Origin of the sequence: Variovorax sp. J22G73, assembly GCF_030317035.1 — a bacterium.
GTDB lineage: Bacteria > Pseudomonadota > Gammaproteobacteria > Burkholderiales > Burkholderiaceae_C > Variovorax.
The window spans coordinates 432,300-457,158 of sequence record NZ_JASZYK010000005.1 but is presented as its reverse complement, the minus strand read 5'-3'; the positions used below and the strand labels follow the sequence as shown (position 1 = coordinate 457,158).

Annotated in this window: 20 protein-coding genes; all 20 read right to left on the bottom strand. The window is 70.4% G+C overall.

Translation table 11 applies throughout. The annotated features are described in order from the left end of the window. Nucleotide 1 precedes the first annotated feature (1 nt). Nucleotides 2–406, bottom strand: a complete 405-nt coding sequence (locus tag QTI51_RS21495) for a type II toxin-antitoxin system VapC family toxin (RefSeq protein ID WP_286515671.1) — start codon at nucleotides 404–406, stop codon at nucleotides 2–4. An 8-nt stretch (nucleotides 407–414) separates the two neighbouring features. Beyond that, the gene (locus QTI51_RS21490) at nucleotides 415–681 is read right to left on the bottom strand and encodes an antitoxin (protein ID WP_116913593.1); all 267 of its coding nucleotides are present in this window, start codon (nucleotides 679–681) and stop codon (nucleotides 415–417) included. 79 nt (nucleotides 682–760) lie between these two features. Continuing rightward, nucleotides 761–2,362 carry an ABC transporter substrate-binding protein gene (locus QTI51_RS21485; protein WP_286515669.1) on the bottom strand — a complete coding sequence of 534 codons (1,602 nt, stop codon included), beginning with the start codon at nucleotides 2,360–2,362 and terminating at the stop codon, nucleotides 761–763. A 34-nt stretch (nucleotides 2,363–2,396) separates the two neighbouring features. Continuing rightward, nucleotides 2,397–4,139 carry a hydantoinase B/oxoprolinase family protein gene (locus QTI51_RS21480; protein WP_286515666.1) on the bottom strand — a complete coding sequence of 581 codons (1,743 nt, stop codon included), beginning with the start codon at nucleotides 4,137–4,139 and terminating at the stop codon, nucleotides 2,397–2,399. Beyond that, entirely contained in the window at nucleotides 4,136–5,824 is a 1,689-nt protein-coding gene (locus QTI51_RS21475; RefSeq protein WP_116913596.1) for a hydantoinase B/oxoprolinase family protein, read from the bottom strand. The genes QTI51_RS21480 and QTI51_RS21475 overlap by 4 nt, the downstream gene beginning before the upstream one ends. 268 nt (nucleotides 5,825–6,092) lie before the next feature. Next, a complete protein-coding gene (locus tag QTI51_RS21470; protein ID WP_286515664.1) occupies nucleotides 6,093–8,249 on the bottom strand; it encodes a hydantoinase/oxoprolinase family protein in 2,157 nt (718 codons plus the stop codon). 29 nt (nucleotides 8,250–8,278) lie between these two features. Then, nucleotides 8,279–9,535, bottom strand: a complete 1,257-nt coding sequence (metC, locus tag QTI51_RS21465; protein WP_286515662.1) for a cystathionine beta-lyase — start codon at nucleotides 9,533–9,535, stop codon at nucleotides 8,279–8,281. Further along, nucleotides 9,532–10,182, bottom strand: a complete 651-nt coding sequence (locus QTI51_RS21460; RefSeq protein WP_116913598.1) for a cysteine dioxygenase family protein — start codon at nucleotides 10,180–10,182, stop codon at nucleotides 9,532–9,534. Before QTI51_RS21460 ends, metC begins: the two co-directional genes overlap by 4 nt. Before the next feature lie 25 nt (nucleotides 10,183–10,207). Beyond that, nucleotides 10,208–11,077, bottom strand: coding sequence for an amino acid ABC transporter ATP-binding protein (locus QTI51_RS21455; RefSeq protein ID WP_116913669.1), 870 nt, complete (start codon nucleotides 11,075–11,077; stop codon nucleotides 10,208–10,210). Continuing rightward, nucleotides 11,064–11,882 carry an amino acid ABC transporter permease gene (locus QTI51_RS21450; RefSeq protein WP_286515658.1) on the bottom strand — a complete coding sequence of 273 codons (819 nt, stop codon included), beginning with the start codon at nucleotides 11,880–11,882 and terminating at the stop codon, nucleotides 11,064–11,066. The genes QTI51_RS21455 and QTI51_RS21450 overlap by 14 nt, the downstream gene beginning before the upstream one ends. Next, nucleotides 11,872–12,618 (bottom strand): amino acid ABC transporter permease, encoded by a 747-nt coding sequence (locus QTI51_RS21445; RefSeq protein ID WP_116913600.1) that lies wholly within the window; start codon nucleotides 12,616–12,618, stop codon nucleotides 11,872–11,874. The genes QTI51_RS21450 and QTI51_RS21445 overlap by 11 nt, the downstream gene beginning before the upstream one ends. Beyond that, complete coding sequence (locus QTI51_RS21440; RefSeq protein ID WP_286515656.1) at nucleotides 12,615–13,865, bottom strand: aminotransferase class I/II-fold pyridoxal phosphate-dependent enzyme; 1,251 nt, start codon at nucleotides 13,863–13,865, stop codon at nucleotides 12,615–12,617. The genes QTI51_RS21445 and QTI51_RS21440 overlap by 4 nt, the downstream gene beginning before the upstream one ends. Nucleotides 13,866–13,885: 20 nt before the next feature. Then, nucleotides 13,886–14,719: a transporter substrate-binding domain-containing protein gene (locus QTI51_RS21435; RefSeq protein ID WP_286515654.1), complete on the bottom strand. Its 834-nt coding sequence runs from the start codon at nucleotides 14,717–14,719 to the stop codon at nucleotides 13,886–13,888. Between the two features lie 296 nt (nucleotides 14,720–15,015). Beyond that, nucleotides 15,016–15,876 carry a transporter substrate-binding domain-containing protein gene (locus tag QTI51_RS21430; RefSeq protein ID WP_116913602.1) on the bottom strand — a complete coding sequence of 287 codons (861 nt, stop codon included), beginning with the start codon at nucleotides 15,874–15,876 and terminating at the stop codon, nucleotides 15,016–15,018. Nucleotides 15,877–15,954: 78 nt separating this feature from the next. Then, nucleotides 15,955–17,646, bottom strand: a complete 1,692-nt coding sequence (locus tag QTI51_RS21425) for a rhodanese-like domain-containing protein (protein WP_286515652.1) — start codon at nucleotides 17,644–17,646, stop codon at nucleotides 15,955–15,957. Nucleotides 17,647–17,779: 133 nt separating this feature from the next. Further along, the gene (locus tag QTI51_RS21420; RefSeq protein WP_286515651.1) at nucleotides 17,780–18,676 is read right to left on the bottom strand and encodes an NmrA family NAD(P)-binding protein; all 897 of its coding nucleotides are present in this window, start codon (nucleotides 18,674–18,676) and stop codon (nucleotides 17,780–17,782) included. Beyond that, nucleotides 18,673–19,782, bottom strand: a complete 1,110-nt coding sequence (locus QTI51_RS21415) for an ABC transporter substrate-binding protein (protein WP_286515650.1) — start codon at nucleotides 19,780–19,782, stop codon at nucleotides 18,673–18,675. The genes QTI51_RS21420 and QTI51_RS21415 overlap by 4 nt, the downstream gene beginning before the upstream one ends. A 169-nt stretch (nucleotides 19,783–19,951) precedes the next feature. Beyond that, complete coding sequence (locus QTI51_RS21410; RefSeq protein WP_286515649.1) at nucleotides 19,952–21,607, bottom strand: ABC transporter substrate-binding protein; 1,656 nt, start codon at nucleotides 21,605–21,607, stop codon at nucleotides 19,952–19,954. Beyond that, entirely contained in the window at nucleotides 21,604–23,271 is a 1,668-nt protein-coding gene (locus tag QTI51_RS21405; RefSeq protein ID WP_286515647.1) for an ABC transporter substrate-binding protein, read from the bottom strand. The genes QTI51_RS21410 and QTI51_RS21405 overlap by 4 nt, the downstream gene beginning before the upstream one ends. Further along, a complete protein-coding gene (locus QTI51_RS21400; RefSeq protein WP_286515646.1) occupies nucleotides 23,268–24,821 on the bottom strand; it encodes an amidase in 1,554 nt (517 codons plus the stop codon). Before QTI51_RS21400 ends, QTI51_RS21405 begins: the two co-directional genes overlap by 4 nt. Nucleotides 24,822–24,859 lie beyond the last annotated feature (38 nt).

Below are 24,859 nucleotides of genomic sequence, written 5' to 3'. Positions count from 1 at the left end.
TTCAGTGTCCGCTCGGCGCTCGAAGCCAGTTGTCGAGCACGAGGCCGGGCACGCGTGCGAAATGCCGTGTGTTGTCCGTGACGACGACGGCACCGACCGCCAGCGCATGGGCCGCGATCATTTCGTCGAAGTCGCCGATGGGCGTGCCGCTCACTCTCAGCTGGGCACGCAGATCGCCATGCCTCGTCGCCGCTTGCGCGTCCCAGGGCAGGATGGGGGAGATACGCAGGAACTCTTGCACGATGCGGTGCAGCCGCACGGCTTCGGGCCGACGGGCGATACCGAATCGAAGTTCGGAGCAAGTCACTGCGGAAATGCACCATTGGCCGGGAGCCAAGGCCTGCAAGCGGTTGTCGAAAGCCGGGTTGCCGCGGATGGCTTCGCTGGCAGCGTTGGTGTCGAGCATGTACAGCGTCATTCCTTCCAACCCTCGAACGGATCGCGCTGTTCTTCGCCTTGCTCGCGCACCGGCATGAAATCGGAAGGAGTGGTGCCCAGTTGCTCGCGCAGTTGCATGAACGCGTGCCAATCCGCCGGGGCGCGGGTCGACAGGATGACGTCGCCGGTCGCTTCATCGCGCCGGATATAGACCTCGGTAGTGCCGTCAAACCGAAACTCGGCAGGCAGGCGGACGGCTTGGCTGCCCCCGGTGGCAAACAGTTTGGCGGTCGATTGCTGCATGGCTGACTCCCGGAAAGTGCGATGTATATATTAGTGTATATACATCGCGTCATTTCGGCAAGAAGCGTGCGCCCAGCGCTTACTTCTTCCCCTCATCCACCCAGACATCCGCCAGATTCGACTCCACCCCATCCGCCGTCAGCGAATGGTCATGCACCCGCTGGTTGGCGATGGTGATGAACACCGGCTGGTACAGGTTCAGGTCGGGCACGTCGCGCGCCACGGTGTCCTGGAAGTCCTTGAACAGCTTCAGCCGCTTCGCCGGGTCGTTCTCCACGGCGGCGTCTTCCAGCAGCTTGTCGACCACCGGGTTCTGGTAGTGCGTGCCGTTGGAGAAGGGCACGCCCTTGATGAAGTTCTTCGACCAGTACAACCGCTGCACGCCCACGGTGGGGTCGAACAGGTTGCTGGCGCCGTTGTGGGTGAAGGCGAAGTCGCGGTCGGTGTAAATGCGCTTGATGAAGGCGCTCGGGTCTTGCGCGCGCACGGTCACGGCGATGCCCACGCGCGCGAGCGCGGAGCGCAGGTAGTCGGCCAGGCGCGGGCCGTCGGCGCCGATGGGGTTGAAGTCCAGCGGCACGGCGAAGCGCACGCCGCCGGCCTTCTTCGGGTAGCCGGCCTCGTCGAGCAGGGCGTTGGCCTTCTTCACGTCGAAGGCATAGGGCGAGGGCGCGGGGTCGTGGAAGGCCTTCAGGCCCGGCGCGATGGGCGAGTAGCTGACCTGGCCGTAGCCGTAGTTCACCACCTTCACGATCACGCCGCGGTCCACGGCGTGGGCCACGGCCTGGCGCACCTTCTCGTTCTTGAAGTACTCGTTGTCGAGGTTGAACTCCAGGCGCGTCACGTTCGACGAGTAGCTGTTGCCCTTGGTCTCGAAGCGCAACGCGGGCACCTTCTTCAGGCGCTCCAGGTCGGCCAGCGGCACGGGGGTGCGGTAGCCCAGGTCGACGGTGCCGGTCTCGAAGGCCACGGCCGCCGCCGCGGGGTCGGTCACGAAGCGCACGATGAGCTGGTCGACGAAGGGCTTGGGCTTGTCCCAGTAGTCGGCGTTGCGCTCGTACACGATGTGGCTGCCGCGCACCCACTCCTTGAACTTGAACGGGCCGGTGCCGATGGGCGCGTTGTTGTTCGGATTGTTCGCCGGGTCGGTGCCCTCGTAGATGTGCTTGGGCACGATGGGCGTCTCGGTGGCGACCAGCGCGCGAATCAGGTACGGCGCGGGCTTGGACAGCCGCAAGATGGCGGTGTATTTGTCGGGCGTGTCGATGGCGGTGAGGTTGGCAAAAGTGTTGCGCCCGCGCGGGTGGATCTTCTTCAGCAGCTCGATGGAATACGCCACGTCGGCCGAGGTGAAGTCCTTGCCGTCGTGCCACTTCACGCCCTGGCGCAGGGTGAAGGTGTAGGTGAGGCCGTCGGGGCTGATGGCCCACTTGGTGGCCAGCTGCGGCTGCGGGTTGACGTCGTAGTCGTACTTCAGCAGGCCTTCGGTGACCTTGGCGCTCACGCTGAGGATGGGCGTGGCCACGTTGCCGATGGTGACGAGCGCGGTCGGCTCGCTGGTCGACAGCAGCGTGAGCGTGCCGCTGTGGTTGGGCGGCGCGGCGTGGGCCGCGAGGCCCACGGCGAGCAGCGCGGCAAGAAGGGCGCTGCGAAGCGGAAAAGCGTTGTTCGAGAAAAGCATGGTGTGAGGAAAGAAGTCGGAAGAACAGAAAAAATCAGGCAGTGACCGGTGCTAACGACGCGGCACCGGCACGGACCGACGCCGCGGAGGCCTCGGCCGACACCAGCCCTTCGCGCAGGTCGCGCGCCACCAGCGCGGGGTCGCGCTTCGAAGGTTCGCCCAGGCCGCCGCCGCCGGGCGTCTCGACCACCAGCCGGTCGCCCGCGGGCACGATCTGCCGGCCCTTGGCGCGCAGCGTGGCGCCCGAGGCCAGCCGCAGCCGGCCCGGTGCGCCGTCGCCACCGCCGAGCGCGCCGCGCGCGGGGTTGTCGACGCGGTCGAAGGCCGCGGCAATCAGGAAGGCGGCGTCGGGCTGCGCATGCCGCACCTCGATGACCTGGCCCAGGCCGCCGCGCACGGCGCCGGTGCCGCCGGAGTCGGTGCGGAACTCCTTGCGTTCGAAGACGACGGGCGCCTGCGTCTCCAGGATCTCGAGCGACACGTTGCGCACGCCGCTCGGGTAGGCCGTGACCGACAGCCCGTCCTTGCCAGGCCGCGCGCCGGTGCCGCCGGTCGAGAAGCTGATGACGTTGAAGCGCGCGCCGCGGCGCACGGCCTCGGCGTCGGCCTGGCTGGTGCCCGCGAGCACTTCGCCGCCGACCAGCTGCAGGTTCCACAGCGACGAGGCGCCTTCGGCCGGCACCTTGTCGGCGCGGGCCTGGCGCAGCGCGCCGAACACCGCGTCGGGCAGCAGCTGGCCGACCACATGGCGCGCCGTGACGGCGGCCGGGTGCAACGCGTTCAGGATGCAGCCCGCGGGCGCTTCCACGCGAATGAGCCCGAGCGAGCCCGCGTTGTTCGGCACGTCCGAGCCCACGAGGCAGCGGATGCCGAAGGAGGTGTAGGCGTCGGTGTACGCCTTCACCACGTTGATGCCGCGCGCCACCGTGCCCGAAGTGCCGGCGTAGTCGACCACGATGCCGTCGTCGGCGATGGTCACCGACACCTGCAGCGTGATGGGCGCGTCGTAGCCGTCGGCCACCAGGGTGTTGTGCCAGGTGCCACGCGGCCAGTCGCGCAGCGCCTCGCGCATGGCCTGGGCCGAGCGCGCGATGACGAAGTCGCCCAGCGCCTCGAGGTCGTCGAACCTGAACTCGCGCAGCAGCGTGCGCAGCCGGCGGCCGCCCACCTCGTTGCAGGCCACCAGCGCATACAGGTCGCCTTCGACCTGCTCGGGGTCGCGCACGTTGGCACGGATGATGGCGCGCACGGCCGGGTCGACCGTGCCCTGGCGCACGAAGCGCAGGATGGGCAGGAACAGCCCCTCGTGGTAGATCTCCAGCCCGTCGGGGCTGGAGCCGATGCCGCCGATGTCCACCACGTGCAGCGTGGAGGCGAACAGCGCCACCACCTTCTTCGCCGCGCCTTCGCCGTGGAAGACAGGCGTGACCATCGTCATGTCGAACAGGTGGCCGGTGCCCTTCCACGGGTCGTTGGTGAGGTACACGTCGCCGTCTTCCATCGTGTCGACGGGAAAGCGCCGCAGAAAGTGCTTGACCGATTCGGCCATGGAGTTGACGTGGCCCGGCGTGCCCGTCACGGCCTGCGCGATCATGCGGCCGTCGGGCAGGAACACGCCGGCCGACAGGTCGCCGGCCTCGCGCGTCGAGGTGCCGAAGGCGGTGTGGATCAGCACCTGCGCCTGTTCCTCGACCACGGAAAGAAGCCGGTTCCAGGCGAGCTGGTTGCGGATGAGCTGGCTGCTGGCCAGCGCCTTGGGAGTTTGGAGAGTGCTCATGCAGCGGTTCCTGCGAAATCTTCGGAAGGGGTGGGTGCGGTCCTGGTGACCAGCCCGGCTTTCAGGTCGCGTGCGACCAGCGCGGGGTCGCGTTGTGCCGGGTCGGCCAGGCCCGCGCCGCCGGGTGTCTCGACCACGAGCACCTCGCCCGCGGGAATGACCTGGCGGCCCTTGCCGCGCAGCGCGGTGCCCGAATGCTTGAGCCGAGCGGCGCCGGGTGCGCCGTCGCTGCCGCCGAGCGCCCCGCGCGCGGGAAAGCGCACGCGGTCCCAGGTGGCGGAAAGCACCATCGGGTCGCCGTCGGCGTTCTCGATCTCGATGACCTGGCCGAGCCCGCCGCGCGAGGTGCCGGCGCCGCCCGAGTCGGGCCGGTACTCCTTGCGGCGGAACAGCAGGGGTGCCTGCGTCTCGAGGATTTCGAGCGACACGTTGCGCACGCCGCTCGGGTAGGCCGTGGCCGAGAGCCCGTCCTTGCCCGGCCGCGCGCCGGTGCCGCCGGTCGAGAAGCTCACGATGTTGAAACGCCGCGCGCGCCGCAGCGCATCGTTCGGCCCGCCCTCGATGGGCTGGCCGCCAAACAGGCGGATGTTCCACAGCGACGACGCGCCTTCGGCCGGCACGCGGTCGGGTCGCGCCTGGCGCAGCGCGCCGAACACCAAGTCGGGAAGCATCTGGCCGATGGCCGCGCGCGCCGCCACCGCGGCCGGCGGCAGCGCGTTGACGATGGAGCCTTCGGGCGCCATCACGCGAATGGGCGCGAGCGAGCCCGAGTTGTTGGGCACGTCGGCGCCCACCAGGCAGCGGATGCCGAAGGAGGTGTACGCGTCGGTGTACGCCTTGGGCACGTTGATGCCGCGCGCGATGCTGGCCGACGTGCCCTCGAAGTCGACCAGGATGCCGTCGTCGGTGATGGTCACGGCCGCGTGGAGCTCCAGCGGCGTGTCGTAACCATCGACCGTCATGTGGTTGCGCCAGGTGCCCTTGGGCCAGTCGCGCAGGGCCTCGCGCATGGCCAGCCGCGAGCGTTCGATGATGTAGTCGCCCTGCGCCTGCAGGTCGGCCAGCTTGAACTCGCGCAGCAGCCGCTGCAGCCGCACCGCGCCCACGGCGTTGCAGGCGACCAGCGCATGAAAGTCGCCCTCGACCTGGCCGGGCTCGCGCACGTTGGCGCGCACGATGTCCAGCACGGCCTCCTCGATCACGCCCTGGCTCACGAAGCGCAGCGGCGGGAGGAACAGGCCTTCGTGGAAGATCTCCAGCGCATCGGGCCCGGCGTTGACGCCGCCGATGTCGACCACGTGCACGGTCGAGGCGAACAGCGCCACCGGCTGGCCGCCGTGGAACACGGGCGTGACCATGACCACGTCGAACAGGTGGCCCGTGCCCTTCCATGGGTCGTTGGTGACGAACACGTCGCCGTCGCGCATGGTGTCGATGGGAAAGGCGCGCAGAAAGTGCAGCACCGAATCGGCCATCGAGTTGACGTGGCCCGGCGTGCCGGTGACGGCCTGCGCGACCATGCGGCCGTCGGGCAGGAACACGCCGGCCGACAGGTCGCCGGCCTCGCGCGTGGGGGTGCCGAAGGCGGTGCGGATGAGCGCCTGCGCCTGCTCTTCGACGACGGCGAGCAGGCGGCTCCAGACGAGCTGCTGGCGCAGTTGCTGGCGTGCGGGTGCGGCGGTCATAGGTATTTCTCCCTTCCCCTCTGGGGGAGGGCAGGGGTGGGGGTAGGCGGCGATCGATGAGGCGCCGCGTGGGAGCCAGCGCCGTCGTGCCCCCATCCCAGCCTTCCCCCAAAGGGGGAAGGAGCAATGCGGAATTCCTCCCTCCCCTTCCGGGGGAGGGCAGGGGTGGGGGCAAGCGGCGGTCGATGAGGCGCCGCGTGGGGGCCAGCGCCGTCGTGCCCCCATCCCAGCCTTCCCCCAAAGGGGGAAGGGGCAAGACGGGTCTTGCTCATGCCGCGGCCTCTTCGGCGATTTCTGCATCGGCGTGCCGCACCGAAGCCTTGTCGTCCAGCACCAGCGCCCCGAGCCGCGTCGCACGCGCCTCGAAGCCCGCGATCACATGCGTGGTCGTCTCGTCTTCCACGATCAGCGCCGGCCCTGCGATCCACTTGCCCGCGGCCAGCGACTGGCGCTCGTACACCGGCACCTCGGCCCACTGGCCCGTGTCGGCGTCGTACAGGCGGCGCGTGCCCGAAGGCGCCGCGCGCCCGGTATCGGCCACCACCTCGTCGGGCTCTGGCGCATCGCGGCCGCCGGCTTCCACCGCCACTGACCAGCTCACCGCCTCCGCCGCGATGTGCGGCAGGCTGCGGCCGTACAGCGCGGCGTACCGCGCCTCGAAGCGCTCGTGCAACGCTTTGCTCGCCGCTGCATCGAACGGCCCTTCAGGCAGCTCGACCGGAATCTCATGCCCCTGCCCCGCATAGCGCATGAAGGCCTGGCGGTGGCGCACCAGCGCGGCACCGGGCGCGGCGCGCAGCACCACGTCGTCGGCGGTCGCCGTCAGCTCGGCCAGCAGCCTGTCGACGGCGGCATGGTCGATGCGGTCGAGCCGCTGCGCCAGGCTGCGCACGGTCTGGTACGCCACCGGCGCCCACAAAAAGCCGAGCGCCGAGCCGACACCGGCCGAATTCGGAATCACCAACCGCGCCACGCCCAGCTTGCGCGCGAGCAACGCGGCATGCAGCGGCGCCGCGCCGCCGAAGGCGATGAGCGTGCTTTCTTCCGCGACCTTGCCGAGCTCGGACGCGTGCACGCGCGCGGCGTTGGCCATGTTCTCGGTCACGATCTCGACCACGGCCTGCGCGGCCGATTCCACGTCCAGGCCGGTCTGCGCGGTAAGGCCCTGCAGCAGCGCATCTCGCGCACGCTGCGGGTCCAGCTGCACCTTGCCGACCGCGAAGCGCGCCGGGTCGATGGTGCCCAGCGCGGCATGCGCGTCGGTCACGGTGGGCAGCTCGCCGCCCAGGTCGTAGGCGGCCGGGCCGGGCGAGGAGCCCGCGCTGTCGGGGCCCACCTGCACCACGCCCAGGTGGTTCACGCGGGCGATGGAGCCGCCGCCCGCGCCGATTTCCACCATCTCGATGACCGGGATGCGAATCGGCAGGCCCGAGCCCTTCAGGTGCCGGTGCACCCGGCCAAACTCGAAGCTGCGGCTGATCTGCGGCTGGTAGTCGTCGATGAAGCAGATCTTGGCCGTGGTTCCGCCCATGTCGAACGAGAGCGCGCGCGACGCACCGATCTGCTCGGCCACCTGGCGCGCCAGCACGGCGCCGCCCGCGGGGCCCGACTCGACCAGCCGCACCGGCTCGTCGATGCCGGCCTGCAGCGTGGTGATGGCGCCGCCCGAGGTCATGAGGAAGGGCTCGGCGCGCAGGCCGCGCGCGGTGGCGCCTTGCTGCAGGCGGCGCAGGTAGCCCGCCACCTGCGGCTGCACATAGGCATTGGCGCTGATGGTCGACAGCCGCTCGTACTCGCGGATCTCGGGGCACACGTCGGAGGCCAGCGACACCCACAGGCCGGGCGCGTGCTCGCGCAGCAGCTCGCGCACGCGGCGCTCGTGCGCGGGGTTGGCATAGCCGTGCAGGAAGCACACGGCCACGCTCTCGATGCCGTCGGCCAGCAGCTGCCTGGCGAGCACGGCCACCTGCGCCTCGTCCAGCGGCGTGATCACGCGGCCGGCCGCGTCCACGCGCTCGACCACGCCGTGGCGCCAGTGGCGCGGCACCAGCGGTGCGGGCTTGTCGAGGAACACGTCGTACTGCGCGAAGCGGTCTTCCAGTCCGATTTCCACCAGGTCGCGAAAGCCGTGCGTGGTCAGCAGCGCGGTGGGCGCGCCCTTGCGCTCGATGAGCGCGTTGGTGGCCAGCGTGGTGCCGAGGATGAGCAGGTCGACATCGGCCCAGCCGGCGCCAGCCTTCTGCAGCACTTCTTCGACACCGCCAAGCACGGCCTGCTCGGGCGCGGTCGGCGTGGTGAGCACCTTGAGCGTGTGTTTCTCTGCGCCGCGCAACAGCACCACGTCGGTGAAGGTGCCGCCGACGTCGACGGCGACGCGCACGCGCGCATCGAGCGGCGCGGAAGATGAATGAGGGTTCGAGGACATGAGGTGAGGTGTTCTTGTGAGAAAGGAAATCAGCGCGGCGCGGTGGCTCCGCCCAGAGCCGTGGCCAGGGCCGTGTTCAGGGCCTTGTTCAGCGCCTGCGCCAGGTCGGCGATCAGGTCCGCCGGGTCTTCCAGGCCGATGTGCAGGCGCACCACCGGCGCATTGCCGGTCCATTGCCGGTGCTCGCGCAGCCGCTCGGGTTGCGCCACCAGCGCCAGGCTTTCGTAGCCGCCCCACGAGGCGCCGATGCTGAAGAGGGCGAGTGCATCGACGAAGGCGTTGGCCGCCGCCGGCGTGGCATGGCTGAACTCGAAGGACACCAGCCCGCTCGCGCCGCTGAAGTCGCGCTTCCACAGCGCATGGCCGGGGTCGCCCGGCAACGCGGGGTAGAACACGCGCGACACCTGCGGCTGCCGCTGCAGGAACTCCGCCACTTCGGTCGCGTGGCGCTGGTGCTGCGCCAGCCGCACGGGCAGCGTGCGCACGCCGCGCAGCGCTAGGTAGGCGTCGTCGGCGCCCACGGTCAGGCCCAGCGCCTCGTAGGCGGTCGAGATCTTCGCGGCCAGCGCCGGGCTGTCGACCACCACCACGCCCTGCATCAGGTCGGAATGGCCCGAGATGTACTTGGTCGCGGCCTGGATGGAAATGTTCGCGCCCAGTGCCAGCGGCTGGTAGAACCAGCCGCCGCTCCAGGTGTTGTCGGTGGCCACGGTCACGCCGCGGTCGCGCGCGACGGCGGTGAGCGCCGGCAGGTCGAGCACCTCGTACAGCAGCGAGCTCGGCGACTCCAGGTACAGCAGCCGTGTGTTCGGCCGGATGCGGCTGGCCAGGTCGTCGTGCGTGGGCGAGAAATATTCGACCTCCACGCCCAGCCGCTGGAGCAGCGTGCTGTCGACGCGGCGCAGCGGCGCGTACACGCCGTCGGCCACCAGCGCGTGGTCGCCGGGCGACAGCAGCGCCAGCAGCACCAGCGTGATCGCCGACAGGCCCGAGGGCGTGAGGAAGGCGCGGTGCCCGCCCTCCAGCCCCGTCACCGTGTCTTCGAGCGCGCGGTGCGTGTCCAGCCCGTGGCGGCCGTACGCGGCCACGCGCTCGCCGGCGGTGCGGCGGTGGTGGTAGTCCGCGTGCGCGGCGGTGTTCTCGAAGCGCACGGTGCTGGTTCGCACCACGGGCACGTTGACCGGGCCGCTGCCGTCGCGCAGCGCGGGTGCGCCGGCGTGCAGCAGCTTGGTGCGCGCGCGCAAGGTGTCGCCTTCGCTCACGTGCAAGGTGTCGCGTTCGCTCACGCGGCCACCTTGCTCGGCTTGAGCTGCGTGGCGTTGTAGTTGACGACCGCGCCGGTCTCCAGGTTCACGCCGATGCGCTGCGACAGCGTTTCCAGCGGCCGGCCGTACAGGTGGAAGTGCAGCGTGGGCTGCTCGCCGATCACGTGGATGCTGTGCAGGTCGTCGGCCAGGAAGCCGATGGACGTGCCGGGCTGCACCGTCACTTCGCGCTCCAGTTCGAGCCGGGCCACGGCGGGGTCGCTGCCGTCGTCGGTGCGGCGGTAGACGCGGTTTTCTTCCTGGCCCTCGACCGCCACGATGGTGGCCCAGGTCGTGTGGTTGTGCGGAATGGAGGTCTTGCCGGGGTTGATGGAGTTCAGGTACAGCGCCACGCCGTCGTCGCCGTCCGCGGGGTTGAGCCGGTAACGGGTGGAGGCGCCCACGCCCTCTGTCTCGGCAGGCGGGGGAAAGTCGGCGCGCGTGAACAGCGCGGTGTGGGAGGCCAGTTGCTCGAGCCGTGCCGTGACGCGCGCGAGCACGGCGCGGTCGAAGGGCTGCGTGGCGGCGATGGCGCGCACGTCGGCCAGGGCCTGGTCGACGGCGGCGCGGCGTTGCGTCGCAATGTCGGCGGAAGAGAGTGTGGAAGGGGTGGAGGTTTCTGTTGTCATGGTTCTTGGGGAAGCAAGGTGGGGTTCAGAGCGCGAAGCGCAGCCGCTCGAAGGGCAGCGTTTCGGGGAAGGGAGCGGGCAAGGCCGGCGGCAACGCGGAAGCGCGCGGCCCTTCGCCCAGCGCGCGGTGCAGGAAGGCGCGGGTGCGCTCGCTCTCGGGCGCGCCGAAGATGCGCGCCGCCGGCCCGTGCTCGACGATCACGCCGGCCTCGGTGAAGTACACCGTGTCGCTGATCTCCTCGGCAAAGCGCATCTCGTGCGTCACCAGCACGCAGGTCAGGCCGTCGCGCACCAGGTCGCGGATCACGGTGAGCACCTCGCCCACGGTCTCGGGGTCGAGCGCGGAGGTCACTTCGTCGAACAGCATCAGCTCGGGCCGCATCGCCAGCGCGCGCGCAATGGCCACCCGCTGCTGCTGCCCGCCCGACAGCTCGCCGGGGTAGGCCGCTTCCTTGTGCGACAGGCGCACCTTGTCGAGCAGCGCGCGCGCCTCGCGCTCGGCGGTGGCGCGGTCGCGTCCGGCCACGCGCGTGGGCGCGATCACCAGGTTCTGCAGCACCGTGAGGTGGGGGAACAGGTTGTACTGCTGGAACACGAAGCCCACGCGCTTGCGCAGCGCAATCAGCTCGCTCTCGGTGCGCAGCGTGTCCACGCGCGTGTCGCCCACGCGAATCTCGCCGTGCTGCGGGCGCAGCAGCCCGGTGATGCAGCGCAGGACGGTCGACTTGCCCGAGCCCGAGGGCCCGATGATCGACACCGCCTGGCCGCGCTGCACCTCCAGGTCGATGCCGCGCAGCACCGCGTTGTCCCCGAACGAAAGCTGCACGCCGCGCAGGGCGACGAGCGGGGAGGGTGCAGCAGAAGAGACGGGTGAAACAGGTTCAATGGCGGGCATGGCGGCGCTCCAGCGCGCGCGTGGCGCGGGCAATCGGGTAGCAGTAGGCGAAGAACACGCCGAGCAGCGTGAAATAGACGAGCACCGTGAAGTCGGTGCGCGCCACGGTGTTGCTGGCGATCTGCGCGGTGTCGACCACGTCGTGCGCGCCCACCAGCGAGGCAAGCGCGGTGCTCATGGTGATGCTGGCGTACAGGTTCATCCACGGTGGCAGCATGCGGCGCAGGCACTGCGGCAGCACGATGAGCCTGAAGATCTCGGTGCGGCGCAAGGCCAGCGACTGCGCCGCCTCCCACTGCGCGCTGGGAATCGACTGGATCGCGCCGCGAAAAATCTCCGCCACCACCGCGCTGGTGGGCAGCGCCAGCCCGATCACCACCTTGATCCAGTCGGGGAAAGGCACCGTCCACTTCACCAAATGCAGCTCGAACGGAAACACGTAGGTCGTGAAGTAGATGAGCACCAGCACCGGCGCATTGCGAAAGAACTGCACGTACCAGCGCGTGAGCACGCGCAACACGCGCAGTGGCGACAACGACAGCGCCCCCACCACCAGCCCGGCCAGCGTGCCCAGCGCCATGGCGAGCACGCTGATCTCGATGTTGGTGAGCAGCCCCCACAGCAGCGCGGGCGTCCATTGCCACAGGAACACCAGCGCGACCGGCGTGGTGCCCGTGGCCACCCAGGTGCCAATCACCGCGAGCACGGCCGCCAGCGCCGTCCACCACGGATGCCGGCGCGGGTCGAAGCGCGTGCCCGAGGCGGCGCGTGCCGGCAGGAGGTTCGCTACCGCTTCATTGGCCATAGCCGGGCATCCTCAAGCGGCCTTCGAGCCAGTGGCCGGCGCGGCTGACCAGCCAGGTCAGCGCGCCGAAGTACAGCAAGATCAACAGCAGCAGCTCCAGCACGTTGTCGCGCTGCGTCCAGATCATGATCGACTCGTAGGTCACGTCGCCCACCGCAATGGCCGAGGCCACCGCCGTCATCTTCACCAGATCGACCAGGTTGTTGACCAGCGACGGCAGCGCGAAGCGCACCGCCAGCGGAAGCTCCACGCGCCACAGCAGCTGCCGCTGCGAAAAGCCCAGCGAGCGCGCCGCCTCCAGCGTGACCTGCGGCACCGCCTCGATGCCCGCGCGCAGCGCCTCGGCATGGAAGGCGCCCTTGTGGATCGCCACCACGATCACCACCCACACGAAGGGCGTGAGCGGGTTGCCGCCCACGCCTTCGAGCTGACGCGTGATGAGCATGTTCAGCACCAGGAACGCGCAATACAGCTGCACCAGCGTCGGCGTGTTGCGCGTGACCTCGACGAAGGCGCGCGCCGGCAACGCCAGCCACTGGCGGCCCGAGGTGAGCGCGGCCGCCATCGCCACGCCCGCCACCAGGCTCGCCGGAATGGTCAGCAGGCAAAGCTCGAAGGTGACGACCAGCCCGCGCAAGAAGGCCTGCCGCTCGCCCAGGTCGAGCAGGAAGGCGTAGTTGAGCCCCAGCGGCTTGATGGCCGCCACCGCCTGGGCGAGCAGGCCGGGATCGCTCATTCGGGCGCCTTCAGTGCCGCGACCGCGCGCGCGATGCGCTGCACCGCCTGCGCAAGCACCGCGTCGCTGGCCGCGATCGACAGGCGGATGTAGGGCGAGAGCCCGTACGAGGGCCCATCGACCACGGCAACGCCTTCGGCTTCGAGCAGCCAGTCGACGAAGTCGGTGTCGCTGGCAATCGCGCGGCCGTCGGGCCGCACGCGCCCGATCAGCGCGGCGCAGTTCGCGTAGACGAAGAACGCGCCCTGCGGCGGCAGCACGGCCAGGCCCGGCACCGTGGCCAGCGCCTCGGTGACGAGTGCCGCACGGCGTGCGTAGGCCGCGCGCGCTTCACTGACGAAGCGCTGGTCGTCCGACTGCAGCGCGGCCGCCGCCGCGGCCTGCCCGATGGCATTGGCCCCGGACGTGGCCTGCGACTGGATGACCGTCATCGCGCGCGCCAGTGCCTCCGGCCCCGCGCCCCAGCCGATGCGCCAGCCCGTCATGGCATAGGTCTTCGACACGCCGTTGACCAGCAGCGTGCGCTCGCGCAGGTCGGGCGCGGCGTGCAGCAGATGCGGCGGCGGTGCGTCGCCGAACCAGATGTGCTCGTACACCTCGTCCCACAGCACCAGCACGCGCGGATGGCGGCGCAGCACCTCGGCCAGCGCCTGCAGCTCGTCATGGGTGTAGATGGCACCGGTCGGGTTGCCGGGCGAGTTCAGGACGAGCCAGCGCGTGTGCGGCGTGACGGCGCGTTCGAGCGCGCGCGCCGTGAGCTTGAAGCCGCTGGCCTCGTCGCACGGCACGATGACCGGCGTGCCGTCGTTCACGCGCACGATGTCCGGGAACGAGGGCCAGTAGGGCGCGGGAACGATCACCTCGTCGCCCGCGTCCAGCGTGGCGGCAAAGGCCTGGAACACGATCTGCTTCGCGCCGTTGGCCACCACGACCTGCGTGGGTGTGTAGCCAAGGTCGTTCTCGCGCCGGTACTTGGCCACGATGGCCTGCCGCAGCGCGGCGGTGCCCGGCGTGGCCGTGTACTTGGTCTGTCCGCGCGCGAGCGCGTCGGTGGCGGCCTGCTTGATGTGCGCGGGCGTATCGAAGTCGGGCTCGCCCGAGGTCAGCGTGAGCACGTCGCGCCCTTGCGCGACCAGCGCGGCGGCGCGGGCACTGGCGGCGGCGTTGGCGGAGAGCTTCACGCGGGAGGCGCGCTGCGAGAGTGCGAGCGCGGGCGTGGTGGTGTTCACGGTGCTTGCGTTGTCCACGGTGTTCGTTGGCGTATTGCTCACAGCGGCGCCTTCGCGAACTTCGCCTTCAGCTCGTGCAGCAGCGGCGTGGGCGTCATGCCGTTCTTCTTCTCCACCTCGATGAGCCAGCCCGTGCGGTGCCAGCCCTGCACGATGCGGTCGATGGCGGCCTGCGTGTCGGTCTCGCCTTTGCGCACCCAGATGACGGAGGGCGAGGGAATCAGGTCCGACGGGGACACGATGGCGTAGTCTTTCCAGTCGGCGTTGCCCGCGGCCAGCTCGCGCAGCGTGGGGCTCACGTGCACCGCGGCCACGCAGTTGCCGCCCTTGAGCGCCAGCAGCGATTCGGGTTGTCCGCGAAAAGCCTTGATCTGCGCGCCGTACTGTTCGGCCAGCGGCTTGGTGAAGTTGCTGCCTTGCGACACGCACACCGGCTTGCCCCGCAGGTCTTCCCACTTCGAAAGCCCGCTGTCCTTGCGGGCGATGGCCGCGCCACCCACCTCTTCGAACGGCGTGGGAACGAACGAAAGAATCTCGCTGCGTTCCTGCGTCCACTGCATGTTGGCGATGAGGATGTCCACCTTGCCCTGCTGCAGGAGCTGCACCCGGTTCGACGGCTGTACCTGCACCGTGTCCAGCCCCACGCCCAGGCCCTTGGCAACGCCTTCGGCCAGCTCGACGTTGTAGCCCACCGGTTTCTGCGTCGCCGGATCGATGGTGCCGAAGGGCGGCCCCGAGAGGATGACCCCCACGGTCAGCTTGCCGCGCTGCTTGATCTTGTCGAGCGTCGCATCGGCGTGGACGGCGCCTGCGGTTGCTGCCAGGTACAGGGCGGTCAGCAGGGGGAGTAGGCGGCGTAGCTTCGGCGTCATATCGGGTAAAGAAAGGGTGAGGGCGGGGGGTGCGATCGCGCCGACGGGGTATCCCTTTTCTCGAATGTCCCCCGGGGCTTCGCCCCTCCTCCTTTATTTCTCGAAAAGGGACACCCCGCCGTCGTGATCGCTGGGCAGTGCGGTCGTTGGTCAGCGCTTCACAAGCAGCGTGTCCAGGTGAACAGGGCGTCGGGTGCTTCCCGCAGCGAAATAAAGGAGGAGCCGAAGGCGGGGGACATTCGCGGAGGGAAGTACCCGATGGCCTGTTCACCTGCCCCGAACCAACGTAAAAAAACTCAGGAAGCAGCACCCCGGAACTTCGCCTGCAGCTCAGGCAACAGGGGCTGGGCAGGCTCGATGTGGTTGCGCTTCTCCGTCTCGATCAGCCAGCCGGTGCGGTGCCACTGCTTCACCACCTTGTCCACCGCCGCGATCGTGTCCGCCTCGCCCTTGCGGGCCCAGACGACCGAAGGCGCCGGCAGGATTTCTTCAGTGATGGGCGCCGCATAGCCGGCCCACTCCGCACTGCTGCGCAGCAACGGCTGGATCAAGGTCGAGTCGTGCACCGCGGCCACGCAGTTTCCGCCGCGCAACGCCAGCAGCGATTCCGAAGACGTCTTGAAACCCCGCACCTGCGCGCCGTATTGCTCCTGCAGCGGCTTCACGAAACTGCTGCCCTGGGAGGCGCAGACGATCTTGCCGCGCAGGTCTTCCCACTTCGCGATGCCGCTGGTCTTCAACACCGCCGCCGTGCCGCCCACGCGGTAGAACGGCGTCGGCGCGTAGCCCAGGATCTCGCCGCGGTCGGGGTTGTATTCCATCGACGCGATCAGCAGGTCGACCTTGCCCGACTGCAGGAACTGCACCCGGTTCGCCGGTTGCACCTGCACCAGCTCCACTTCCGCGCCCAACTGCTTGGCCAGGTCGCGCGCCAGGTCGGGGTTCCAGCCGATGAGCTGCTGCGTGGCCGGGTCGATGGAGCCGAAGGGCCCGCCATTGACCATCACGCCGATGGCGACCTTGCCGCGCTGCTTGATGCGGTCGAGGGTGGCGTCGGCATGGGCCGCGCCCGCGCCGATGCTCAGCAGCGTGGCCAGGGCCACGGCGGTGCGGGAAGAAGAGAAGAGGGAAAAGACGGAGTGCGAGCGGGAGTTCATCGTTGGGGCGCCCGAAAAAGGCGAAGCAAGGCAGGCGGCGATCTTCCGAGCCCGCGCCTGCCCCCGCAACGAACGCCTTCAACTATCGATATGCGTTTTTTCGTGCGAACCGGTGTTCGCATCCGCCGGAACGCGGAAGCTGGCCAGCTCCTCGGGCGCGCACTGCGCGATCAGGCCCAGCTCCCAGTCGAGGTAGCGCCGCGCCGCGTCCAGGTTGCCGTCGTGCCGGTCGTGCACGAACAGCAGGTAGTCGATGGCCTCTGCATCCGGCGGCGATGCCGGCGTGGCCTGCTGGGCCCAGCCTGCCGACGCAATCGCTTCCGCGCGCGCCCACCACAGGTGCTGCCAGCCGGCCTCGCGCAGGTCTTGCGCGGCCAGCCGCGCGGCGGTTTCGTCGGGCGCGACCAGCAGCACCGGGTGCTGCTGGTCGCCGCCGGTGGCCTCGCGCGCATCGGCCACCACGCGCGGGCGAATCGACCAGAGCGCGCCGTGTGCGTGCTGCGCCCGGTACGCCTGCGAAGGCCGCAGGTCGAGCACCGCGGGCGCGGTGTCCGCGTCGTCGCGCCAGGCGGAGAGCACCTCGGCGTCGGCGGCGGTCAATGCCGGGGGCAACTGCACAGGGGCGCGCACCGGCACGCGCAGGTCGCTGGCCAGGCCGTCTTCGACCAGCGCCGCGTCCAGGCCGAGCCGGCGCAGCCACAGGGCCACCACGGGCGCGCGCGTGCCGTCGTCGTCCAGCACCAGCACGCGGGCATGGCGCACGCCGATTTGCAGGTCGGTGGCTTGCAGCAGCTGGCCGCCGGGCGCATGGCGCGCGCCCTGCAGGCCGCCGGCCGCGAATTCTTCGGACGTGCGCACGTCGAACACGAAGGTGGTGCGCGTGCCGTCGTCGAGCCAGCCTTGCGCCTCGGCCGCGGTCAGCACGGGCACGTTGGCGCGGCGGGCCGCTGCGGCGGCGTCTTCGCGCGCGGCCTGGCGCTGCGCGGCGTCGGGCGGCGCCGGCAGCGTGCGGGCGCTGCCGCGCTCCAGCTGCAGGCCCGCCAGCGCCCAGCCCTGCGTGCCGTTTTCGAGCGCGAGCACGGGGTTGGGCACGCCCAGGTCGCGCAAGATCTGCGCGCCCACGATGCTGCGCGTGCGCCCCGCGCAGTGCACCACGATGGGCGTGGTCGCGTCGGGCACCAGCGCGCGCCAGCGCAGCGCCAGTTCGCCGTTGGGCACGGGAATGGCGCCGGGCAGCGTCATCTTGCGGTGCTCTTCGAGCGTGCGGCCGTCCAGCAGCACCAGCGGCTCGCCCTTGCGCTGGCGCTCGGCCAGTTCGAGCGCGCCGATGTGCGGCACGCCGAACGCGTGCTCGGCGATTTCGCCGAAGGTCTTCGACGGCAGGTTCACGCCCTTGAACAGCGTGTGGCCGGCACGCGCCCAGGCCGGCGCGCCACCGGCAAGCACCGACACGTCGTCGTAGCCCAGCGCGGCGAGGCGGCGCGCGGCCAGGTGGGCGAGGGCGTCGCCCTGCTCGCCGTCGTCGAACAGCACGGTGCGGGTGGCGCGGCGCGGCACCAGCCGCGCCACTTCGGTTTCGAGGCGGCTGTAGCCGGCATGCACCGCGAAGAAGGGGTGGCCTTCGCCGTACTGGCCGTGCTCGCGGATGTCGAGCAGCGCCAGCTCGCGGCCGTCCTGCAGCCATTGGTGCAGGCTGGCGGCCGAGAGGGTGGGCGTGGGGTTGGTGGAGGCCGTGGCGGCTGGCTTGGAGATTTCAGCAGTAAGGGACATGAGGTGCGCGGGGTGAGAGGTCGGCGGCACCATAGCCCCGGCAGCACGCGTGTGGCTACGAAGACTTCCGCATAAGCAAACTCAGCCTTTGTCGCACGCGCGCGGCCACGTCATGCCGCGGGCACGGCCTGCCTCACGCATCGGCGCGACGCGCCAGCACCTCGGCCAGAAAGGCTTCCACCGTGCGCGGCGCGCGCCCGAGCACCTCGGCGACCGTGCCCGTCACCGGCTGTGCCTCGCCCGCGGCGATCAGCTCGGCGAACTGCGCATGCACGCGCGCGATGAAGGGCGAAGGCGCGTTCGCCGCCTGGCGCTCGCGCAGCGCCTGCGCGGACAGCGGCGTGGCGACGATGTCGCGGCCCGTGAGGCGCGCCGCGATGCGAGCGATGTCGCCGTAGCCCACCGCCTCGCCGCCCGTGAGCACCCAGGGCGCTGTCGATGCGCCGGGCGCTGCGGGTTGCTCGAAGAGCGCCTCCACCGCCACGTCCGCGATGTCCCGCGCATCGATGAAGGCGACGCGCGCATCGCCCGGCGGCGCGTGCAGCACGTCGCCGGCGGCCAGGTCGGCGGCCACGCGCGTGAGCATCACCTGCAGCCATGCGTTCGGGCGCAGCACGCGGTGCGCGATGCCGGTGCGCACGAGCGCGGCCTCGATCTCGCCGTGAGCGTCGCCCGACAGTGAGCGGCCCGGCGGCACGATGGTCCAGTGCGAGCCCGACAGCTTCACGATGCGCCGCACGCCGGCCGCCGCAGCCGCGTCGATCACCGCGATCTGCTGCTGCGCGAGCGTGGGCGTGATCGGCGACAGCAGGAACAGGTGCGACACGCCCTGCAACGCGCGGCGCAAGGCATCGGCATCGTCGAAGTCGCCGATGGCTGTTTCGGCGCCTTGCGCGCGCAGGCCGCCGGCCCGCGCCGCATCGCGCGTCAGCGCACGCACCGTGGCGCCGCGCGCGAGCAGCCGCGGCACCAGCAGTTGGCCCAGGCGCCCGGTGGCGCCCGTCACCAGGATGCGGGACGGGGTGCTCATGCGGCGGCGTCCAATGCGATGGCCGCGGCGGGTTCGGCGGTGGCCTGGTTCGCCTTCGCATGCAGCGCGCGCAGCGGGGCCTGGTCGACCCAGGCATCGAGGTCGAAGTCGCCCGGCAGGAAGCCCCATTCGAGCAGGAAGTCCTTGAAGTGGCCGATGGCCGCGACCAGCGGCGCGTCGAGCCCGATGCCCAGGTGCTTGTGCACGTCGGGCCCGTTCGATGCCAGCACGGCCTCTTCGTTGGTGGCGATTTCGCGCGCGACGAAGCGCAGCGTTTCGTCGGGGTGCGCCTCGGCCCATCGGCCGGCGCGCGCCACCACGTCGAGCAGCCGCACCACCAGGTCGGGGCGCTGTTGCGACAGCGCTTCGTCCACCGTGAGCACGCGCGGCGTGCCGTTGTTGATGCGCACCTTCGGGTCGGGGTGGTTGCCGAACTCGGCCACCACCTGCGCGCCGATCAGGTTGGCCACCACGATGCCTTCCGCGCCCTTCAGGAAGATGGCGTCCACCTCGCCGCTGGCCAGCGCCTCGACCTCGCGGAAGTACGGGTGGCGGCGGCGCAGCCCGAACAGGCTGGCCTCGCCCTGCGCAATGATCACGGACTCCTCCATGGGCAGCTCCACTAGCGTGACGTCCTTGGTGGTGAGCCCGCCCAGCGACAGGCCCGACACCAGGCCCTTCAACGCCGTGGCGCGGTGAAAGTCGATCAGGTCGTTCACACGGCGCGGCACCGCGAAGCGCCGGCCGGCCAGCTGTTCGATGGACGCGATGCCGCGCCCCGGCAGCGTGACGATGGCCTGGAACTCGTCTGTCCAGGTGATGGCCACCAGCCGCGTGGCACGCCCGTTGGCACGCGCCCAGATCGGCGGAATGTTGCCGCCCTGGCGGAAGGACCACGCGAGGTGATGGTCGAAATGGCTCTCGCGGATGCTGCGGTCTTTCGAGTCGATGATCGATTCGATGGCGATGCCTTCCGCGGCGAAGGTCTCGGCGAGCCAGCCCTGGCGCGCGGCGATGCCGAGCGGGGAGGGGACGGGGCAGCGGGTGTACCAGAGGGTGTCTGGGGTGGTGGAGGTGGTGGGGGTGGTGGAGGTGGATGAAGTCATGGGTTGATCTCCTGTCTGAAAAAAGAGCACGGCTCGGCTGTTGCTCCCTCTCCCCTCGGGGAGAGGGCTGGGGTGAGGGCCGGCGGCGATGGCAAGGGCATTGCGCGTGCAAAGGCCGCACCCTCACCCCAACCCTCTCCCCAAGGGGAGAGGGAGTAAGAGGGCGCGTTCACGCAGCTATCCACGCACCCGCCAGATTCCCCGCAATCCCATCGGCGCTCACCGTATGCCCCCGCACGCGGCGGTCGGCAATCGTGTAGTTGTCCAGCGCCAGCAGCGTGATGTCCGGCAAGTCCCGCACGATGTGCCGCTGAAACTCCGCGAAGGCCGCGCTGCGCCGCCCCTCGTCGACCTCCACCGCGGCCGCTTCGAGCAGCCGGTCGACCTCGGGGTTGCTGTAGCCCGAGCCGTTCGAAAACGGCAGCCCCTTCTTGAAGTTCTTCGACCAGTACAGCCGCTGGATGCCCACCGTCGGGTCGAAGGTGTTGCTCATCACGCTCACGTGCAGGTCGAACGCGCGATCGGCGTACACGCGGCGCACGTAGGTCGCGAAGTCCTGCGCGCCGATGGTCACCTCGATGCCGATGCGCCCCAGGCTCTGCTTCAGGTACTCGGCCGTGCGCTGGCCGCCCTCGTTGGGGATGGGCACCAGCGCCAGCTTCAGCCGCAGGTTGCCGCCAGCCTTGCCGCGCGTGAAACCCGCCGCGTCGAGCAGCGCCTCGGCCTGCTTCACGTCGTGCGGCAGCACGGGCAGGCCGGGCACGTAGAACTTCTTCAGCGCCGGGTGCACCGGCCCCGGAATGAGCCTGCCCTGCCCGTACCACACCGTCTTCTGCACCACCTGCCGGTTGATGGCATGCGCAATGGCCTGGCGCACGCGCAGGTCCTGCAGCGCGGGGTTCTCCAGGTTGAACTCCACGCGCGAGACGTTGTTGATGTACTGGTAGCCGTTGGGCTCGAACACCAGGTTCGGCCTGGCGCGCAGCCGCTCCACATCGCCCAGCGGCACCGGCGTGCCGGGGCTCAGGTGCACCTCGCCTTTTTCGATGGCGGCGGCGCGCGCGGCCGCATCGGGAATGAAGCGCACGATGAGCCGGTCGACGTAGGGCTTGGGGTTGTCCCAGTATTCGGGGTTGCGCTCGTAGGTCACGTGGCTGCCGCGCACCCATTCCTTGAAGACGAAGGGGCCGGTGCCGATGGGCGCGTTGTTGTTCGGGTTGGCGTCGGCCTTGCCGCTTTCGTACAGGTGCTTGGGCACGATGGGCGACTCGGCCGCCGACAGCGCCGTGAGCAGGTAGGGCACCGGCTTGCTCAGCACCAGCACGGCGGTGTACGCGTCGGGCGTGCGCACCTCGGCCACGCTCGAAAAGGTGGCGCGCCCGCGCGGGTGGTACTGCTTGAGCAGGCCGATGGAATGCGCCACGTCGGCGGAAGTGAAGGGCTTGCCGTCGTGCCACTTCACACCGCGGCGCAATGCGAAGGTGTACTGCAGCCCGTCGCTGCTCACGCTCCACGCCGTGGCCAGTTGCGGCTGCGGCGACAGGTCGAAGTCGTAGGTCAGCAGGCCTTCGGTGGTCTTGGCCGAGATGAGCACCGACGCGCCCGCCGAATGCGCGATGGTGGTGAGCGTGGGCGGCTCGGGGTCGATCAGCACGGTGAGCGTACCGCCCCGCACCGGGGTGCCGAGGGTTGCACCAGCAGCTGGCGCCTGCGCCCACGAGGGCACGAGGCTTGTCAGGCCCGTCAGGCCCGTCAGGCCCGTCAGGCCGAGGCTGGCGCCGCCCTGCAGTAACAGGCGGCGGGGAAAGGCAGTGGGTGTCGTCATGCGCGGGCCTTGATGTGGATGTCGGCGAAGTTGCCCGAGAGCCCTTCGGCGCCGATCGTGTGGCCGCCGATGCGCCGGTTGGCGACCGTGACCTGCGCCACCGCCACCAGGCCGATGGTCGGCAGCTCGGTGGCGATCACGCGCTGGAACTCGCTGAACAGCGCGCGCCGCTTCGCGGGGTCGTTCTCCACCGCCGCGGCTTCCAGCAGGCGGTCGACCTCGGGGTTGTCGTAGTGCGCGCCGTTCGAAAAGGGCACGCCGGGGCGAAAGTTCTTCGACCAGTAGAAACGCTGGATGCCCACCGTGGGGTCGAACATCTGGCTCATGCCCTGGTTGTTGAAGTCGAAGTCGCGCTCGGTGTACACGCGCCTGATGTAGCTGCCGAACTCCTGCGTGCGCACCGTCACCTCGATGCCCACGCGCGCCAGCGCCTGGCGGATGTACTGGCCCACGCGGTTGCCGCCGCCGTCGAACACGTCGTGGCTCACGCGAAAGCGAATGCCGTCGGCGCCGCGGGCAAAGCCCGCCTCGTCGAGCAGCGCCTCGGCGCGCTTGCGGTCGAAGCGCGGCACCGCCACCTTCGGGTCGTGAAAGTTCTTCAGCACGGGCGAGATGGGCCCCGGCGCGGCCACGCCGTAGCCGTACCACACGGTCTTCAGGATCACGTCGCGGTCGATGGCGTGCGCCACGGCCTGGCGCACCTTCGCGTGCCTGAAGTAGCGGTTTTCCAGGTCGAACTCGATGCGCGTGGTCGAGTTGTTGAAGTACTCGTTGCCGCGCGTGTCCAGCGCCAGGTGCGGCAGGTCTTTCAGGCGGTCCAGGTCGGGAATGGGCACGGGCGTGGCGCCCGCGAGGTCGACCGTGCCGCTTTCCAGCGCGGCCGCGGCGGCGGCCTGGTCGGGAATAAAGCGCACCACCAGCCGGTCGATGTAGGGCTTGCCCGCGTCCCAGTAGGTCGGGTTGCGCTCGTAGATCACGTGGCTGCCGCGCACCCACTCCTTGAACACGAAGGGGCCGGTGCCGACGGGCGCGTTGTTGGCCGGGTGGCTGGCCAGGTCCTTCCCCTCGTACACGTGCCTGGGCACGATGGGCGACTCGGCCGCCGCCAGCGCGGTCAGCAGGAAGGGCGCGGGCTTGCTCAGCACCAGCACGGCGGTGTGCGCGTCGGGCGTGCGCACCTCGGCCACGCTGGCGAAGGTGGCGCGCCCGCGCGGGTGCGAGGCCTTCAGCGACAGGATGGAGAAGGCCACGTCGGCCGACGTGAAGTCGCGCCCGTCGTGCCACTTCACGCCCTGGCGCAGGCGGAAGGTGTATTGCAAGCCGTCAGGCTGCACGTCCCACGCCACCGCGAGCTGCGGGCGTGGGCGCAGGTCGAAGTCGTAGCTCAGCAGCCCTTCCACCGCCTTGGGCGACACCAGGAAGGTGCCCGCGGCGGAGTTGACCAGGCCGACCAGCGTGGGCGGCTCCAGCGCGGTGAGCAGGGTGACGACGCTGCCGGGGGTGTACCGGGCCGGCGCTGCGGACGCTGCGGACTCTGTGGGTGGGGCCGTCGCTGCAGTCGCCGCCATGGCGGATGTCGCCACAGGCGCAACCAGCGGCAGCCCGAGGCCGCCGAGCAGGCGCCGGTGAAAGCGCCTTCGGCTGATGGGGAGCGTGGGCTTCATGCGGCCGGGGCAGACGCGTTCGCGGCGCCTGAAGCATCCGCCGCATCCGCCGCGTAGCCCGGCGGCGCGATGAAGCCGCCGTACACCTGCTCCAGTAGGTGCGCGAACGCGATGGTCGTGCGGTCTTCCAGGTACGGCCCCACGGCCTGGGCGCTCACCGGCAGGCCTTGCGCGTCGAGGCCGAGCGGGAAGCTGGTGGCCGGCAGGCCCGGCAGCACCGGCAGCCCGGCCCAATGGAACAGGTCCAGAAAGCGCACCTCGCGCGTGCCGCCTTCGAACTCGACCGGGTACGTGCGCGCGTCCTTCGGCTCGCTGTGGTTGTGGCGAAAGGCGGGCAGCGGCGCGACCGGCGTCACCACCACGTCGTAGGCCTCGAAGAGCCGCTCCCACTGGTGGCGCAGCACATGGCGCGCCTCGTTGTCGCGCAGCCATTCGGCGTGGCGCAGCGTGGGCGCGCGCAGCCAGGCGGCGTCGGCGCTGTTGTCCTCGGGCGAGAGCGCGTCGAGCCGCTTCTGCGCGGCCTCGGTCAGCGCGGGCGGCGTGGCCAGCGACGAGCCCAGCAGGCTGCGGTACACGCGGTGCTGCAGCGCCAGGTCGGGCAGCAGGCCGGCCGGCACGTCGGCCACGCGGCTCACCTGCACGCCCTGCGTACGCAGCCGCTCCACCACGCGCTCGACCACCTGTTGCTCGTGCAGGCTGCGTTCGGTGCCGGGCCATTGGTCGATCACCAGCACCCGAAACGCCTGCAGCGTCGCGTGGCGCGCGGGCGGCAGCGTGGCCTTCCAGGCCTTGGCGGCCAGCGGCTCGCGGTTCAGCAGCAGGTCGAGCGCCAGTTCCAGGTCGGCCGCGGTGCGCGCCAGCGGGCCGGCCACCGTCAGGTCGCGGTCGGCCACGCGGCCCGAAGGCACGCCGGTGCCGCCGAGCGCGACCAGCCCGGCGGTCGGCTTGTGGCCGTACACGCCGTTGAAGTGCGCCGGAATGCGAATGGAGCCGCCGATGTCGCTGCCCAGCTCCAGCGCCACGTAGCCGGCCGCCAGCGCGGCGGCCGAGCCGCCCGACGAGCCGCCCGGCGTGCGCGCCAGGTCCCAGGGGTTGTTGCTCGTGCCGTAGATCGCGTTGTAGCTCTGCAGGTCGGCCAGCGCCAGCGGCACGTTGCTCTTGCCGACGATCACCGCGCCGGCCTCGCGCAGCGCGGCCACGGCGCGTGCGTCGGTGGCGGCCACGTTGTCGGCATAGGCGGGGTTGCCGCTGCTGGTGACGAAGCCCGCCACGTCGAACGATTCCTTCACCGTGATCGGCACACCCAGCAGCGGCCGGCGCTCACCGCGCGCCAGGGCGGCATCGACCTCGCGCGCCGCGGCGCGGGCGGCCTCGTCGTTGCGCACGACGACCGCGTTGAGTTCGTTGTCGAACCGGTCGATGCGCGCCAGCACGTGTTCGAGCAGGGCGACGGCCGACACGCGGCCATCGGCCAGCGCCTGGGCCTGCGCGCGGGCGCTGGCGAAGGTCAGCGAATCGAGATCGGAGTGTTGGATGTCTTGCGTGGTCATGTCGATGTCCTTCGGGTGTGTTCTTCTGGGTTGTTCTT

What these genes read in the sequence shown, in the direction of transcription:
- QTI51_RS21495 (WP_286515671.1), bottom strand. Translation starts at nt 406, where the DNA reads ATGCTCGACACCAACGCTGCCAGCGAAGCCATCCGCGGCAACCCGGCT.
- QTI51_RS21490 (WP_116913593.1), bottom strand. Translation starts at nt 681, where the DNA reads ATGCAGCAATCGACCGCCAAACTGTTTGCCACCGGGGGCAGCCAAGCC.
- QTI51_RS21485 (WP_286515669.1), bottom strand. Translation starts at nt 2,362, where the DNA reads ATGCTTTTCTCGAACAACGCTTTTCCGCTTCGCAGCGCCCTTCTTGCC.
- QTI51_RS21480 (WP_286515666.1), bottom strand. Translation starts at nt 4,139, where the DNA reads ATGAGCACTCTCCAAACTCCCAAGGCGCTGGCCAGCAGCCAGCTCATC.
- QTI51_RS21475 (WP_116913596.1), bottom strand. Translation starts at nt 5,824, where the DNA reads ATGACCGCCGCACCCGCACGCCAGCAACTGCGCCAGCAGCTCGTCTGG.
- QTI51_RS21470 (WP_286515664.1), bottom strand. Translation starts at nt 8,249, where the DNA reads ATGTCCTCGAACCCTCATTCATCTTCCGCGCCGCTCGATGCGCGCGTG.
- QTI51_RS21460 (WP_116913598.1), bottom strand. Translation starts at nt 10,182, where the DNA reads ATGACAACAGAAACCTCCACCCCTTCCACACTCTCTTCCGCCGACATT.
- QTI51_RS21455 (WP_116913669.1), bottom strand. Translation starts at nt 11,077, where the DNA reads ATGCCCGCCATTGAACCTGTTTCACCCGTCTCTTCTGCTGCACCCTCC.
- QTI51_RS21450 (WP_286515658.1), bottom strand. Translation starts at nt 11,882, where the DNA reads ATGGCCAATGAAGCGGTAGCGAACCTCCTGCCGGCACGCGCCGCCTCG.
- QTI51_RS21445 (WP_116913600.1), bottom strand. Translation starts at nt 12,618, where the DNA reads ATGAGCGATCCCGGCCTGCTCGCCCAGGCGGTGGCGGCCATCAAGCCG.
- QTI51_RS21435 (WP_286515654.1), bottom strand. Translation starts at nt 14,719, where the DNA reads ATGACGCCGAAGCTACGCCGCCTACTCCCCCTGCTGACCGCCCTGTAC.
- QTI51_RS21430 (WP_116913602.1), bottom strand. Translation starts at nt 15,876, where the DNA reads ATGAACTCCCGCTCGCACTCCGTCTTTTCCCTCTTCTCTTCTTCCCGC.
- QTI51_RS21425 (WP_286515652.1), bottom strand. Translation starts at nt 17,646, where the DNA reads ATGTCCCTTACTGCTGAAATCTCCAAGCCAGCCGCCACGGCCTCCACC.
- QTI51_RS21420 (WP_286515651.1), bottom strand. Translation starts at nt 18,676, where the DNA reads ATGAGCACCCCGTCCCGCATCCTGGTGACGGGCGCCACCGGGCGCCTG.
- QTI51_RS21415 (WP_286515650.1), bottom strand. Translation starts at nt 19,782, where the DNA reads ATGACTTCATCCACCTCCACCACCCCCACCACCTCCACCACCCCAGAC.
- QTI51_RS21410 (WP_286515649.1), bottom strand. Translation starts at nt 21,607, where the DNA reads ATGACGACACCCACTGCCTTTCCCCGCCGCCTGTTACTGCAGGGCGGC.
- QTI51_RS21405 (WP_286515647.1), bottom strand. Translation starts at nt 23,271, where the DNA reads ATGAAGCCCACGCTCCCCATCAGCCGAAGGCGCTTTCACCGGCGCCTG.
- QTI51_RS21400 (WP_286515646.1), bottom strand. Translation starts at nt 24,821, where the DNA reads ATGACCACGCAAGACATCCAACACTCCGATCTCGATTCGCTGACCTTC.